At 63.1% G+C, this 14,054-nt stretch carries 15 protein-coding genes; 4 read left to right on the forward strand and 11 right to left on the reverse strand.

Annotation, left to right across the window (positions count from 1 at the left end):
* Positions 1 to 62: 62 nt before the first annotated feature.
* The 7 genes from RMO89_RS19280 to RMO89_RS19310 form a co-directional block, all read right to left on the reverse strand.
* Positions 63 to 1,001 (reverse strand): LysR family transcriptional regulator, encoded by a 939-nt coding sequence (locus RMO89_RS19280; RefSeq protein WP_310535209.1) that lies wholly within the window; start codon positions 999 to 1,001, stop codon positions 63 to 65.
* A 129-nt stretch (positions 1,002 to 1,130) separates the two neighbouring features.
* Positions 1,131 to 1,733 carry a hypothetical protein gene (locus tag RMO89_RS19285; RefSeq protein ID WP_310535210.1) on the reverse strand — a complete coding sequence of 201 codons (603 nt, stop codon included), beginning with the start codon at positions 1,731 to 1,733 and terminating at the stop codon, positions 1,131 to 1,133.
* 38 nt (positions 1,734 to 1,771) lie between these two features.
* On the reverse strand, positions 1,772 to 2,770 hold the full coding sequence (locus tag RMO89_RS19290; protein WP_310535211.1) for a sterol desaturase family protein: 999 nt from the start codon (positions 2,768 to 2,770) through the stop codon (positions 1,772 to 1,774).
* A gap of 394 nt (positions 2,771 to 3,164) precedes the next feature.
* Positions 3,165 to 3,446 (reverse strand): hypothetical protein, encoded by a 282-nt coding sequence (locus RMO89_RS19295; RefSeq protein ID WP_310535212.1) that lies wholly within the window; start codon positions 3,444 to 3,446, stop codon positions 3,165 to 3,167.
* A gap of 34 nt (positions 3,447 to 3,480) precedes the next feature.
* A complete protein-coding gene (locus RMO89_RS19300) occupies positions 3,481 to 4,485 on the reverse strand; it encodes an FAD-dependent oxidoreductase (protein WP_310535214.1) in 1,005 nt (334 codons plus the stop codon).
* Between the two features lie 7 nt (positions 4,486 to 4,492).
* Positions 4,493 to 5,089: a GTP cyclohydrolase I FolE gene (gene folE, locus RMO89_RS19305; RefSeq protein ID WP_310535228.1), complete on the reverse strand. Its 597-nt coding sequence runs from the start codon at positions 5,087 to 5,089 to the stop codon at positions 4,493 to 4,495.
* 52 nt (positions 5,090 to 5,141) lie between these two features.
* A complete protein-coding gene (locus RMO89_RS19310; RefSeq protein ID WP_310535215.1) occupies positions 5,142 to 5,375 on the reverse strand; it encodes an HIG1 domain-containing protein in 234 nt (77 codons plus the stop codon).
* 144 nt (positions 5,376 to 5,519) lie between these two features.
* On the opposite strand from RMO89_RS19310, the gene RMO89_RS19315 reads away from it, so the two are divergent.
* The 3 genes from RMO89_RS19315 to RMO89_RS19325 are packed head-to-tail and all read left to right on the forward strand — an operon-like array spanning position 5,520 to position 7,781.
* The gene (locus tag RMO89_RS19315; RefSeq protein WP_310535217.1) at positions 5,520 to 6,110 is read left to right on the forward strand and encodes a PAS domain-containing protein; all 591 of its coding nucleotides are present in this window, start codon (positions 5,520 to 5,522) and stop codon (positions 6,108 to 6,110) included.
* A gap of 16 nt (positions 6,111 to 6,126) precedes the next feature.
* Positions 6,127 to 6,291: a DUF2256 domain-containing protein gene (locus RMO89_RS19320; protein ID WP_310535219.1), complete on the forward strand. Its 165-nt coding sequence runs from the start codon at positions 6,127 to 6,129 to the stop codon at positions 6,289 to 6,291.
* Positions 6,288 to 7,781 carry a cryptochrome/photolyase family protein gene (locus RMO89_RS19325; protein WP_310535220.1) on the forward strand — a complete coding sequence of 498 codons (1,494 nt, stop codon included), beginning with the start codon at positions 6,288 to 6,290 and terminating at the stop codon, positions 7,779 to 7,781. The genes RMO89_RS19320 and RMO89_RS19325 overlap by 4 nt, the downstream gene beginning before the upstream one ends.
* 115 nt (positions 7,782 to 7,896) lie before the next feature.
* Here the strand turns inward: RMO89_RS19325 and rsgA are convergent, their stop codons facing one another.
* Entirely contained in the window at positions 7,897 to 8,829 is a 933-nt protein-coding gene (rsgA, locus tag RMO89_RS19330; RefSeq protein ID WP_310535222.1) for a ribosome small subunit-dependent GTPase A, read from the reverse strand.
* A gap of 530 nt (positions 8,830 to 9,359) precedes the next feature.
* On the opposite strand from rsgA, the gene RMO89_RS19335 reads away from it, so the two are divergent.
* Positions 9,360 to 9,680, forward strand: a complete 321-nt coding sequence (locus tag RMO89_RS19335; RefSeq protein WP_310535223.1) for a hypothetical protein — start codon at positions 9,360 to 9,362, stop codon at positions 9,678 to 9,680.
* Positions 9,681 to 9,775: 95 nt separating this feature from the next.
* On the opposite strand, the gene RMO89_RS19340 is transcribed toward RMO89_RS19335, so the two are convergent.
* From RMO89_RS19340 to RMO89_RS19350, 3 genes are all read right to left on the reverse strand, one after another.
* Positions 9,776 to 10,630: a 23S rRNA (adenine(2030)-N(6))-methyltransferase RlmJ gene (locus RMO89_RS19340; protein WP_310535224.1), complete on the reverse strand. Its 855-nt coding sequence runs from the start codon at positions 10,628 to 10,630 to the stop codon at positions 9,776 to 9,778.
* Between the two features lie 365 nt (positions 10,631 to 10,995).
* Positions 10,996 to 11,814, reverse strand: coding sequence for a uroporphyrinogen-III C-methyltransferase (cobA, locus tag RMO89_RS19345; RefSeq protein ID WP_310535225.1), 819 nt, complete (start codon positions 11,812 to 11,814; stop codon positions 10,996 to 10,998).
* On the reverse strand, positions 11,811 to 14,054 hold a 2,244-nt coding region (locus RMO89_RS19350; protein ID WP_310535227.1), incomplete at its 5' end, for a molybdopterin-dependent oxidoreductase. The genes RMO89_RS19350 and cobA, both read right to left, overlap by 4 nt.

Consider the following 14,054-nt stretch of genomic DNA (forward strand, 5'->3'; position numbering starts at 1 on the left):
GTTTGCGCTGCGCTGCAGCATCATGGGAGGGGCAATTAATCGATGGAAGGCATAGATTTGGCCTATGACCTCTGCTTGGCCCGGACCCGGCGCAGCACTTCGTCCCAGAACAGCTGCGTCGCGGTGTCGCGCGCGGGTTCGCTGCGGGCCAGCAGGAAGATGTCATAGCTCGGCTCGAAATCGGCATGGAGCAGCGGCCACAACCGGCCCCGCGCCACTTCCGCTTCGGCAGCGAGAACCGGCAGGAAGCCGATGCCGACGCCATGCAGGATCAGCCGCCGTGCCTCGTTGATGTCCTCGGCCGCGCCGCTGACATTGGTGCCCAGCCGATAGCGGCGGCGAAGGTGCGTGATCTGTTCGATCTCGTCCTCACCGGTGAGCACGAAGCCCTCGTCCTTCAATTCGCCGAGCCGCGTCACGTGGTAGCCGAAATAGGGATTGGTGCGCGAACAGTAGAGTTGCTGGCGTTCGACCAGCAGCGGCTCGTACATCAGGCTGCCGCGTACACTACTGTCATAGCCGACGCCGATCTCAACCTCGCCCTGCTCAAGCGAATCGAGCACGCCGCGCCAGGGCGAGACGCGGATCTCGATGTGGATCGCCGGGTTGCGCCGGTGAAAGCTGGCGATGGCTTCGTCGAATTCCGGCGAGACGAGGCCCGAGATGATCTGGATGCGGACAATGCCTTCAACCCGGCGGGTGGCCTGGGCGATCTGGTGCGGCACCATGCGCGCAGCCTCGAGCATTTCTTCGCACAGGGCCATCATCGCCTTGCCGGCGGCGGTCATTTCCACCCCGGTCGCGGTGCGGTGGAGGAGTTCAGTGCCGACATGCTCTTCAAGCCGCTTGAGCGCCGCGCTGATGCTGGGTTGCTGGCGATTGAGCTGGCGGGCTGCTGCGCCGATGCCGCCAGCGCGAACAATGTCGACGAAGGTCCGCATCAGGTTCCAGTCGACCCGGCTGGCAAACTTCCTGTCGATCACCGGTATCCGGTCGCTCATGCGGGCTTTCCTGTCGCCGGCCACGAGTCTGTCAGGGCCGCTGCAACCGGATTAGCATTGCCGGCAGGTCGGGGCATAGATCGAATTGATGAACGCCCCGCACTTTATCACAATTTCGCTTATGACCTGTCAGTCAGGCTGTTCTTCCAGCCGCTTGAGGAACAGCCGCTTCACCAGCCAGGCCTCAAGAATGCGGCCGATCACGTAGAGCGCGGCGAAAATGCCGGCCAGCACGTAAGCAGCGGTCGACGATGGCTTCCTGCGGCTCGGCTCGCCCGGCTTTGGCTTTTCAGGTGCGGGGGCGCCGAGGAACTTGTCGATCGGGTGCAGTTCCGGAAGCGGCTTTGCAGCGGCTTCCTTGGCCTTTGCCGCCGCCTCTGCCGGGGTCGGTTCGGGCTTGGCGGTCCAGATGGCAAGCTGGCCGAAAAACAGGAACAGCAGCGGGGCAAGGAAGCTGAACAGCAGGAAGCGGCTGGTCAGGTGATAGTGCAGCACCGGGCCGCCAACACCCTTTTCGACCTTTAGCACGCCGCTTTCAAAGACGGCCATCTTGTCCTGGGCAGCAGGATGGGTCTTGGTGAACATCAGGGTGTCACCAGACCGGTCATGTTCGGTGTAGGGTTCGAGGAACAGCGGGCTGAGCTTGGCGAGCGCCTGTTCACCCGATTGCCCCTGGCCGAGGGCCAGGCTGCCCCGGACATTCCAGATCCAGTCGATGAAGCGGGCGTTCATCACGGTTCCTGCGGATTTGGTGAGAGGGAGGCTGGCCATCATTCTGCCGCCACAGCAGAGGTCGGGGTGCCGAACTTCTCCTTGCCGAACTTTTCCTTGACCGCCTTCCAGCCCTGGGTGAACGGATAATGCATAACTTCGCGGATCGACATGCGGCGGCCGCCTTCCATTCCCAGCAATTCAGCTTCGCCATCGACGCAGGTGCCGAACATCCGGTCGATGAAGATGAAGGTGCCCGAATAGTTGCTGCGGGTGGCTTCATAGTCCTGCGAATGGTGCACACTGTGATGCTCGGTCGTGTTGAACAGGAACCGCCACCATTTCGGCGAGTTGAAGCGCACGTTGATGTGCTGGTACGTGCCGATGGCCAGACCGAATGACCCGGCAATCAGCGCGGCGCGGGGCAGGAAATCGAAGAACCCGCCGATGCCCAGACCGATCAGGAACAACTCGGTCGGGTTGCCCACCGCGCCTTTGTTGATGTTCAGCTGGGTGATGTAGTGGTGCGGCGCATGGCTCAGCCACAGCGGGTGCCAGTTGTGCATTCCGCGGTGCATCCAGTACTGGCCAAAGTCGAAAATGAAGGCGATCAGGAAGGCTTGCAGCAGCAGCGGCAATCCGGTGAACCACGCGACCTTGTCGAAATCGAAGTTGCTCTGGATCGCGGATATCATGGCATCGCTGCCAATGTAGCTGCCGACGATGCGAAGCACGGTGTAGCCCAGCCCGACGTAGAACATGTCGGTGACCAGTTCCTTCCACGTCAGCTGCCAGCTTTTGTAGCGCGGGTTGACCCATTCAAGACCGAGCAGCAGCACCTTGAAACCGATGCCGATGCCGATAGCAGTCGATGCCTTGGCGATCGATGCGGGCGCGTAATACCAGAAGGCGACCAGCGCGAAGAGCACCGCCGGCTGGAACCACGTAAAGAAGAACTGCTTGAATGGTCCGCCTTCGACTCGGGGGATGTTTTCCCAGCCGACCGTCACCGGTGCCTCGGCACCTATGATCCGCTTACCAACGCGAACTCCGTTCATGCCCTTGCCCTCGCACGTTTTCTTTCCGGACCACCTGCGGCAGACCTGAAGAAACCCTGAGGAGCGGTACGTTTTGCACCAGCTCCGTGATGCGACACAGCATTGGGAATGCGCCCCCATCATGCCAGATGTCAAATTTCTATCGAGGCCATAGACAAGGTCTATGGCTTGCGCGCGATTGTGAGCTTTGGGCGAGTGAGGGCCGCCGTCGGGTGCAGGCAGCTTTATACCCAAGAACGACGGCGTTTCCGATCAAAGCCGGAAACGCCGCGAAGTGTGATGATCCGCCTCAGGTCAGGACCATCGACAACAGCCCAACATGGGCCAGAAGCGCGATCATCGAGGCAAGGGTGACTTGCCGGGACACCAGAATACGGTTCATGGCCGGCGTCCCTTACTTGCGGGCCAGCGGCGCGAAAAGCTCCGGCCGCTTGGTGGCTGCGATGTAGGTTGAGGCGGTAATGGCAAAGGCGGCGATCAGGACCAGATGCCCGATCACGCTGAATGCGAAGACTGTATAGCTGCCAATTGCCAGCGAGAACGAAACCGCCCACATCCAGCCGAGCATCTGAAATACCATGTGCCGGACACCAAAATCGGGAATATGTCGAAGTGGGCTGCGTTCGTGATCGAATATGAAGGCCCAGGCCCGAGCAATTTGACTTTGCATTTCCAAGATCCTCCAAGAACTATTCGGAGACCCTAGGCCATCATGGCAAGATGGGAACATGACCTTTAGGGCATGTTCTGCCAGTCAACTGCACGCTCCCCATCACCGGCCCCGAGCCTATACACATGGTGGCGAGCTTTCGGCCGGACAGCCACGCGCTTTCCACCCGCGGGCCCATCAACCAGTCGCCGCAGGCGCCAAGGCCAAGGTCCGGGTTCCACAAGGCCCCGTCGCCCGTCCCGACCGAGAGCGCGTAGCGCCAGCGATGCGATGTCGCGGCAATCGGCTCGGGGATGATGCAACCGGCCGCCTGCGCCAGGGCACGATGCAGTAGACCGGTAACCTCGTCTACAGGGGCTTCGAGCCAGGTCGCGGACCATGTCGCACTGGCCTGAACCACCCATGCCTCGGGACCGGATCGCCCGGGCTTGGCGCTGTTGCAAGCCGCCCAGGCGACATCGCCCCGGTTGCGCATGACCGGGGGCACGCCATCAAGCGGATCATCGAACACGAACATGCCGGTCCAGCAGGGCTGCGAGCGCACCATCAGCGCCTTGCGCGCCATCGCGAAGTCGTGGAGCGAAAGCAGCACCGCGGCCTGCTCTGCCGGAATGGCCAGCACTGCCGCATCGTACGGGCCGGTCTCGCCAGCGGGGCCTGTCAGCCACCATGCGCCGGCCCGGCGGACCATTGCGCTCACCTGATGCCCCCAAGTCACATCGTGAGCAGCGGCCATCTGGCGGGTCACCGCGTTCATCCCGGGCACGCCGACCCAGGCGTCGGTTCCCGACTGCGGCCAAGGTGCGGCCACGCCCGAACGCTGCCAGCTATCGACCAACCGCTTGAAACCCGGATCGCGCGCGGTGAAGTATTGCGCCCCGTGATCGAAGGCCGCCTCGCCCAGCGGGGTTTGCACCCGCCGGGTCGACATGCGGCCGCCCGGCCCCCGTCCCTTGTCGAACAGCACCGGGCAATGCCCTGCATCCTGCAACGCATCGGCGCAGGAAAGGCCGGCCATACCAGCGCCAATGATCGCAACGTTCACTTGGCCATCAACACTTGTTCATCAGCGCCAGCACTTCCTTGCGGCTTTCCGGATTGTCCAGAAAGCAGCCAAGCATCCGGCTGGTCACCATGCCGACGCCGTGAGTCTTCACCCCGCGCCCGGTCATGCAGCCGTGCTGCGCCTCGATCACCACGGCCACGCCCTGCGGCTTCAGGTTGTCCCAGATCGCCTGGGCAACCTGCGCGGTCAGCCGTTCCTGCACCTGCAGGCGTTCCGCATAGCCATGCAGCACGCGGGCGAGCTTCGAGATGCCGACGACGCGGTCCGTGGGCAGATAGGCGATCGAGGCGGTGCCGGTGATCGGTGCCATGTGGTGTTCGCAGTGCGACTGGAACGGGATGTTCTTGAGCACGACGATCTCGTCATAACCGCCGACTTCGGCGAAGGTGCGCGACAAGTGCTCGCCCGGATCCGCGTCATAGCCCTGGCAGTATTCCCGCCATGCCCGCGCCACGCGCTTGGGCGTATCGGCCAGCCCTTCGCGGTCCGGGTCGTCGCCGGCCCAGCGGATCAGGGTGCGGATCGATTCCTGGATTTCTACGGGAACGAAGATCTTGCGCTCGTCGGGATCGAACGCGTCCATTTTAGTCACGTAGTTCACTGCCTCTTCCCCTTCATCTTCAAACTGTAAACTGTCACTTAGACCCGGCCAGCGCCCCGATCAGCACGATCAGGAGCACGGCCACGGCCTGAAAAAGCACCCGCTGGGTCATCAGCCGGTTTTGCTGCACGCCAAAAGCCTCGCCCGACGCCTTGTCGGGCCGGTTCAGGTTTTCGGCATCGCGCAGGAAGGCCCCCAGCCCGCGGATGAGCGCGGTAGCGGCGGCGATCAGGAAACCGCCGATCAGCAGGATGATCACGAATGTCATGGCAAGGGCCTCTGGATGCCGCGAAACGCCTGAGGATTCAGGCGGGTCTGGGACTTTGCCCCTTCTCGCAGGAACTGCCGCGGGGCCAACCTGTCCAAAAGGGCACTTTGCGAGCATCGGGCCTTCGGCTAGACCAGTGGCAGCATGTCACTCTCCACCATGATCGGGACCAGTCCCATAGCGGCCGTGATCAGCAATCCGCGGCTGCCGGACAATCCGATCGTGGAATGCAACGAATCCTTCGTGGCGCTGACGGGATATAGCCGCGACGAAATCGTCGGGCACAATTGCCGCTTCCTCTCAGGTCCGGGCACCGAGCCCTGGCTGACCGAAATGCTGCGCAACGGCATTCGCCGGCGCCAGCCCGTGATGGTCGAGATCCTCAACTACAAGAAGGGCGGCACGCCTTTCCGCAACGCCGTGATGGTCGTGCCGATCTTCGACGCGGTGGGCGAGCTGGAATATTTCCTCGGCTCGCAGGTGGAAATTGCCGATGATGTAGCCCGCGCCAATGAAGCCCGGCGCGAGGCGGCGCATAACCGGGTGGCAGCGCTCAGCCGCCGCCAGCGCGAAGTGCTGATGCAGATTGCCGCCGGCAAGTTGAACAAGCAGATCTCGTTCGAACTGGGCCTCAGCGAACGCACGGTCAAGATGCACCGAGCGGCGGTTTTCGCCGCGCTTGGCGTGCGGACCAGCGCCGATGCCATTCGTCTGGCGATCGAAGCCGGTTACTGAAACTGGCGGCGGCGACGTGAAAACCCGCAAGAAGTCCGACTTCCCGACGAAGACCTGCGCCACCTGCCTGCGCCCCTTTGTCTGGCGCAAGAAATGGGCCGCCGTCTGGGACGAGGTTCGCTATTGCTCTGACCGGTGCCGTGGGCAGCGGCCGAAGTCCGGTGCGGGCCAGACTGAATGACCGAGCTGCGCCTGATCCTTGGCGACCAGCTTTCGCCGCGCCATTCGTGGTTTGATGCCGCCGCGCCCGATGCCGTCTACGTGCTGATGGAGGTGCGGCAGGAAACCGATTACGTCCGCCATCACGCGCAAAAGATCATCGCGATCTTCGCCGCCATGCGGGACTTCGCGCGGCACTTGCGCGAACAGGGCCACCGGGTGGACTACATCGCCATTGACGATCCGGCGAACCGGCAGTCGCTTACCGCCAATCTCGACCTGCTGATCGAACGCCACGGCGCCGCCCGGCTGGCATGGCAGGCCCCCGACGAATGGCGGCTCGACCGGCAATTGGCCGACTATGCCGCCGCCCTGAGCATTCCGGCGCAGATGGTGGACAGTGAACATTTCCTCTCCGCGCGTGACGAAGTTGCAGAGCAGTTCGCTGGGCGCAAGCAGTGGCTGATGGAAAGCTTCTACCGCCGGATGCGCCAGCAGCACGGCGTGCTGGTCGACAGGTCCGGCAAGCCGGTTGGCGGGCAATGGAACTTCGATGCCGACAACCGCAAGCCCTGGGCCGGCGACCCGCCCGAGCCGCAGGACACACGCCCGCGCCATGAACATTCGGCCCTGTGGCAGGCGATCGAGGCGAGCGGCGCGGACAGCTTCGGCACTCCGCACGAACAGGATTTCCGCTGGCCGCTGAACCGGGACGAGGCACTGGCCATGCTGGACAGCTTCATCCGCCACGCCCTGCCGCGCTTTGGCGACTTTCAGGATGCGATGAGCAGCAGGGCCGCGCAGCTATTCCATTCGCTGCTGTCTTTCGCGCTCAACGTGAAGATGCTGCACCCCCGCGAAGTCATCGATGCCGCAGCGGCGGCTTATCATGACGGCCACGCCCCGCTGCCGGCGGTCGAGGGCTTCATCCGGCAGATCCTCGGCTGGCGCGAATATGTCCGCGGGGTCTATTGGGCGCGGATGCCGGACTATGCGGCGGTCAATCATTTCGGCCACGACCTGCCCTTGCCGGACTGGTTCTGGACCGGGAAGACCCGGATGCGCTGCCTTGGCCATGCGCTGGAACAGTCGCTGGACCGGGCCCATGCCCATCATATCCAGCGGTTGATGATCATCGGCAATTTCGCGCTGCTTGCAGGCATCGATCCGCAGGCGCTGCACCAATGGTATCTGGGCGTCTACATCGACGCGTTCGAATGGGTTGAACTGCCCAATACGCTGGGCATGAGCCAATATGCTGATGGCGGATTGCTGGCGACCAAGCCCTACGTTTCGTCCGCTGCCTACATCCACCGGATGAGCGACTATTGCCGGGGCTGCCGCTATGACCGCAAGGTCCGCATCGGCAAGGACGCCTGCCCGTTCAACGCGCTGTACTGGGACTTTTTCGACCGCAATCAGGCCAAATTGGCGGCCAATCACCGGTTGGGACATACTTACCGCCAGCTGGAAAAGATGACCGCGCAGGACCGGTTGGCCATCAGGCAATAGTCCGCCAATGTCCGGGCCAACATTGAAGTCCTTTAGGGGCGCAAGGGCCTTTGGCGGTTTTCCCTGCCGCTGGAGCCGTGGCTGGCCCGACCTGTCAGGGCGCTTCCCACACCGGCTATCTCCTTCGTCGCCCCTTTGTCATGCGCACACGCCGGGCCTCAGCAATGTCGCTGTTGGTGCTGTCTTCCAGTGCCAGTTTGCGCCACCGGTCGAAGCGTAGGTCTGAGAGCTGTCCACTCTCGATGGCATCGCGCACCGCGCAGCCGGGCTCGTCGGCATGCGTGCAATTGGTGAAACGGCATTCGAGCGTCAGGGCAACGATGTCATCGAACACTTCGGCCACGCCAGTGGCAACGTCGGCCATCTGAAGCTCGCGCATCCCGGGCGTATCCACCAGCCAGCCGCCACCCTCGGCACCGGAGCCGAGCCGGTGCATCGTACGGACCGAGGTGGTGTGCAGGCCCTTGCCGTCGCTTTCGCGCACTGCCTGCGTCTCGATTTCGTCAAGATTTCTAAGGGTGTTGATCAGGGTGGATTTCCCGACACCCGATGATCCCACAAGCGCAACAGTCTCGCCAAGGCGGCAGAAATCGGCGAGCTGAGCGACACTCTGGCGATCGCGCCCGTTGATCAGTTCGACGTGCAGGCCGCGTTGAATCGCACTGGCCGCCTCGACAAAGTCTTCGGGGCTGTTGCTCAGATCCGCCTTGGTCAGCACCACCACCGGGCGCACGCCCACCTCTCGCGCAAGCACGAGGTAGCGCTCGAGGCGCGCAATGTTGAAGTCGGCATTGCACGAGGTTACGATGAACAGGGTATCGACGTTGGCAGCGATCAGCTGGATCCGGTTGTCGTCCCCCGGCGCGGGCCGCTTGAACAGGCTGCTCCGTTCGAGCAGGCGAACGGGTGCCAATCCGTTCCGCTCGGCCAGCAGCCAGTCTCCCACGGTGGGCCGGTCTTCGGGGCCGCTGGACGCCGGCAGGATCGAGGGTATCGATGCCTGAAGCCCTTCACCGGCGACACTGATCTTCCCGCGGTGGACGGACATCACCCGGACAGGCACGCATTCCCGATGGTCCTCGGCAGACAACTGCGCGCTGAAATGCGGATTCCACCCCAGTTCCTGAAGAGTTGTTTTCGATCCTTCGCTTGGCATTCAGATCGACGCTCCCGGCTGGTGATGCGCCCTGATAGACATTGGTCTGAGGTTTTACCATTCACCAGCACAGATAGCGGCGGGTCAGAGGCAAATGCGCCGTCAGAACTTCATCGAAAACGGGTCGGCCGGTCGCCGGAATAGCCGGTGAAAACGATCGTGGTTTGCAGCCATTCCGTCGCCGGCGTCTCCGGTCGGTGCTTTTACTCTGACTATGCCCCCCCAAATCAGGTCTTCGACGTAAAGCGATGCGACTGGCCGGCTGCAAAGGCACCGCGGAATATTCTGACAACCTTCGCTCTCAGCACATTGACCTGGTCCTGCTCTTCAAAACCCTCCGCCAGCGTTTCCAATCGTTCGTTTGCCTTCCAATCCTGAACCGGCTGGTGGTTTGTGGCCGCAGACCTGCTAGGCAGGGCAGCATGACCAACATCAACAAGCATTCTGGTATCGTCGAGGTCGGCGGGTTTCAATACGAGTGGGAACTGCGGAGCGAGCCGCGGTGGAGCGAGCTTGAAGGCTGGAAAGGCATGACCGTCGCTTTGCAGCGCAAGCATTCCCAGCGCGGAGCTTTGCTGGAATTCCCTCCACTGAAGCGCTTGATGAAAGGTATGCAACGAGGCCGCCTTCAGATCAGTGACGCGATTGTCATCAGGGGCATTCAGGCAGCGTTACACGCCGGCTGGGATCCTGCGTCTCGAGGCAAGCCGATGGTTTTCGTCGTCGATGCTGATGGCAATTAGCGACAGGCGGCCGACAGAGTGCGAACCTCGCGAGGTGCTTTGTTTGAAACCTGCAGCGCTGCTATTCCCCGTTTGGAAGAAAAAGGCGGTGCCAGTTAATTCTGATCGCCCAACCAATCGGCGGCGATCGCGCCCCTGTGCCCATCGGGTGCTAGCGCGGCGCGCAGGGCGTCCAGCAGAGGTGGCAAGGCCTGCGTGAAAGCGTAGGGCGGATTGACGATAAAAAGACCGGCGCCGTTATAGATGCCCGGCTGATCGGCATCGTACAGCCAATGCTCCACCCACAGAAATTTCGGGATACCGAGCCTTCCTAACTGCTCCTTCCACCGCCAATGCGTGGCGCGGTCTTTCAGCGGATACCAGATCACCGTCACGCCATGTGCCCATTTGCGGTAAGCTGCGGCGAGGGTGGCTGTGATCCGTTCGCGTTCGTCCGTCTGCTCATACGGCGGGTCGACCACCACCACACCGCGAGGTGTTCGGGGCGGCAGCATCGCCAGCCAAAGCTCGTAGGCGTCGCGCTCATGCACGGCAGCGGGTATGCCGCGCATCATGCCGCGCAGGGTATAGGCGTCCTGGGCGTGCTTTTCGTTCAGGATCAGAAAATCCTGCGGGCGCAGAAGCTGCGCCAGAATCCGCGGCGAGCCGGGGTAGAGCTGCGGCTCGGCCCCGACATTCGCCACCTGCCCGGCATTCACCGCCTGGACCGCGGCGCGGTAGTCGATCAGCAAGGGGTTCGGATCGGCAAAGGCCCTCAGCACGCCCTGCATGCACTCGCCAGTGCGCCCAGCCTCCTCGCCGGCAAGGTCGTACAGCCCGCAGCCGGCATGGGTGTCGATCAGGGTCAGCGCGCTCTGTTTGTGCTGCAAGGCCTGCACGAGGGCGATCAGCAGGCTGTGCTTCACGACATCGGCGCTATTGCCCGCATGGAATGAATGGCGATAATTCATTGTGATTCAGAATCCTGACGATCGGCCTTTATTTGAGCTGTGGGGCACGGAAGCCAAATGCGCGGCAATCAAAGTGACCAATCAATTGCTCGTATAGAATCGGGCGGAAACCTTCAAAGCACTTCTGCGCGAGCGTTCATGCCCGCGTTGAAGAGCGCCACCAGCGACGTAAAAGCAAGGCTCCGGAGCAGGGCAATGGTCACGTCTCCGTCTGGTAATGCCAGCCACAGACTTGCATCCCCGCAATGCTGGGATGGCTTTGAAGGGTCAACTGCCGCCGCTGCCATAGCGGATGTTTCAAGCACGAATTACGCACGACGATACTTGCGATATGTTCAGGCGCGCGCTTGGCTATTGCCCTTTGGTCAGCGTGCCAGCAATGTTGCTGTCTCTTCGCGAGAATACTCCGCAGTCAGGGCACCGCGCGTGGGGTTCCGCAAAGCCTCACCAATCAGCAATATCGCTGGACCATCGCCCAGTGCCGAACGGGCCGCAAGGGCCAGCAGTCCCAAATTGGTCCGCAGGGTGAGCTGATCCGGCAGGCTGGCGTTTTCAACCATGGCAACGGGCGTGGAGCTGGGAAGACCGGCAGCAATCAGTGAATTTGCAATTTCACCGGCTGCAGCCTTGCCCATGTAAACTGCCAGGGTTGCATCGGGATCGGCAAGCGCCGCCCAGTCCAGCGTCAGCGCTTCACCGGCCCGGGCATGTGCGGTAACATAGGTCAGTTTGCGGGCGAATCCGCGCAAGGTAAGCGATGTACCAAGGCTGGCCGCGGCGGCACTGGCGGCAGTGATGCCCGGGCATATCCGCACCGGAACGCCGGCGTGCCGCGCGGCGTTCAGTTCCTCGGCGGCGCGCCCGAAGATCGCCGGATCTCCTCCCTTGAGCCTGACGACACGTTCACCAGCGAGCGCCGCTTGCACTATCAACCGGTCGATGGATTGCTGATCCTTCGAATGACGGCCCGATCGCTTGCCGACAGGGACCAGACGGATCGACGGGTCAGTCAGGGCAAGAATATCAGGGCCAACCAATGCATCGTAGAATATAACGCTGGCCGCCTTGATCAGCCGCTCAGCTTTGCGCGTGAGCAATTCGGGATCGCCGGGGCCAGCACCGACGAGCCAGATCATGCCTTGCGGAAAATCACCCGGTTCGCCCTGATCTCTTCGATGAGTCATTCCGCAGCCTCCATTGCCTGAGTGCACACAGACTCGAGCAGCCGGGCGATGGCCGGGCGGCACGATCCACAATTCGTTCCGGCGCAGGTCTTCTCACCAATCGCCTCCACAGTGGCGGCGCCGGAGCGAGCGGCGGCGGCAATGTCGAGTTCGCCAATGCCGTGGCAGACGCAGACGATGGCGCCGCGATCGGGAACCGGCGTGGACGGGCGACCGGCGAGCAACTCGACTGCGCCTGCCTCGGTCTGGCCCAACTGGTTGCTCGCCCAATCGCGCGGCGGCAATTCTCCTGAGCGGGTGACATAGAGCGCGGCCCGCAAGCTGCCGTCTGGCCCGCGCACCGCGATCCGCCGCATCCCGCGGGTCATGTCAGCCGCCTCGATCCGTTCGCCTTCGGGCAGCAGCGCATCGACATCGACCGTGCCATGCCCTGCCAGTTCATAGAGCCAGCCTCCGGCCACGCGGGCGCGGCTCCACCACAGCAGGTCCACCGGGTCGGCGGCTTGCTGCGTGGCAAGGAACGCACGCCATTCAGGCTGAACCTTTTCCACCTCGGCCGGGGTGCGCTTGAAGCCCGGCTGCCCCGAAAAGGCATCGACCGCTTGTCCGGGCAAGCGATTGGCGCGGCCTTCGCCCGCCATCATGTCGGTCCAATGCATCGGCACAAAGATGTCCCCGCGCCGCTGGCCTTCGCTCAGGGTAACGCGGAAAGTGGCCGCGCCGCTGGCGGTTGTCACCCGGGCGAGATCGCCTTCGTCCAGCCCTCGCCCAGCGGCATCAGAGGGATGCAGTTCCAGCAGTGGCTCTCGCCGGTGCTGGCTGAGCGTGGGCGAAAGCCCGGTGCGGGTCATCGTGTGCCACTGGTCGCGGTAGCGCCCGGTATTGAGCAGCAGCGGGCGTGCTGCGTCCTCCTCGAACACCGGCGGCGGCGTGCTCACCAGCCGCGCTTTGCCCGAAGGCGTCGGATACCCGCTGGCCAAAGGGAAAGCGCCGCCCCAGCGGAAAGGAGCAAGGTCTGCATATTCGGCATCGGTCAGTCCGGCGCAGCGCGCCAGATCAAGTTTGCGGCCATGCTTGATCGAAAGCCGCGTCATCGCCGCGTATTCGCGGAAAACATCAGCGGCGCAGGTGAAATCGAACGCATCGCCCCAGCCCAAGCGCGATGCGACGTCGCAGATGATCTGCCAGTCGGCGCGGGCCTCTCCGGGCGCCGCAAAGACCGCGCGCTGCCGGCTGATCATGCGTTCGGAATTGGTCACCGTGCCGTCCTTCTCGCCCCAGCCCAGCGCGGGCAGGCGGATATGGGCAAATCGCGAGGTGTCGGTATCGGCCATCACTTCGGAGACGACCACTGTTGCGCAGCGCGCCAGTGCCTCACGCACAAAGCCGGCATCGGGCATGGAGACGGCAGGATTGGTTGCCATGACCCAGAGAAATTTGATCCGGCCATCGTGAACCGCGCGGAACATGTCCACCGCCTTGAGGCCGGGGTCGCCAGCCAGGTTCGGCGCTGCCCAGAATTTGCGCACGTCGTCGCGCTCCGCCGCCGAAAAGCCGAGGTGGCAGGCTAGCATGTTGGCCAGCCCGCCCACTTCGCGCCCACCCATGGCATTGGGCTGGCCGGTGATCGAAAACGGGCCTGCGCCGCTGCGGTTGATCCGCCCAGTCGCCAGGTGGAGGTTGATGATCGCGTTGCCCTTGTCGGTGCCAGAGGTCGACTGGTTGGCGCCCTGACTGAACAGGGTGATCATCGCGGGATGCGCGGCAACCAGATCGGCGAGGCTCGCGAAAACGGATGGATCAATGCCATGATCGGCAGTCAAATCTGCCCAGAACCCTGACGGCACATCACATTCGCTGGCCCCGGCCAGGCCCCTCGCGGCCATGTCGGCCAGCAAGGCGTTGAACAGCGCAACGTCCCCATCGGGCGGAATGGCCACGTGCAGGTCCGCCTGTTCTGCCGTTTCGGTCCGACGCGGATCGATGACGACAAGCTTGGTTCCGCGCCGTTCGCGTGCTGCCTCGATTCGCTGCCAGATCACCGGATGGCACCATGCGGTGTTCGACCCGACGAGCAGGATCAGGTCGGCATCGTCAAGGTCATCGTAAGTGCAGGGGACGACGTCCTCACCAAACGCCCGGTTATGCGCGGCAACCGCGCTGGCCATGCACAGGCGGCTGTTGGTGTCGATATTGCCGCTGCCGATGAAGCCCTTCATCAGCTTGTTGGCGACGTAGTA

Origin of the sequence: Novosphingobium sp., from assembly GCF_031424035.1 — a bacterium.
Taxonomy (GTDB): domain Bacteria; phylum Pseudomonadota; class Alphaproteobacteria; order Sphingomonadales; family Sphingomonadaceae; genus Novosphingobium.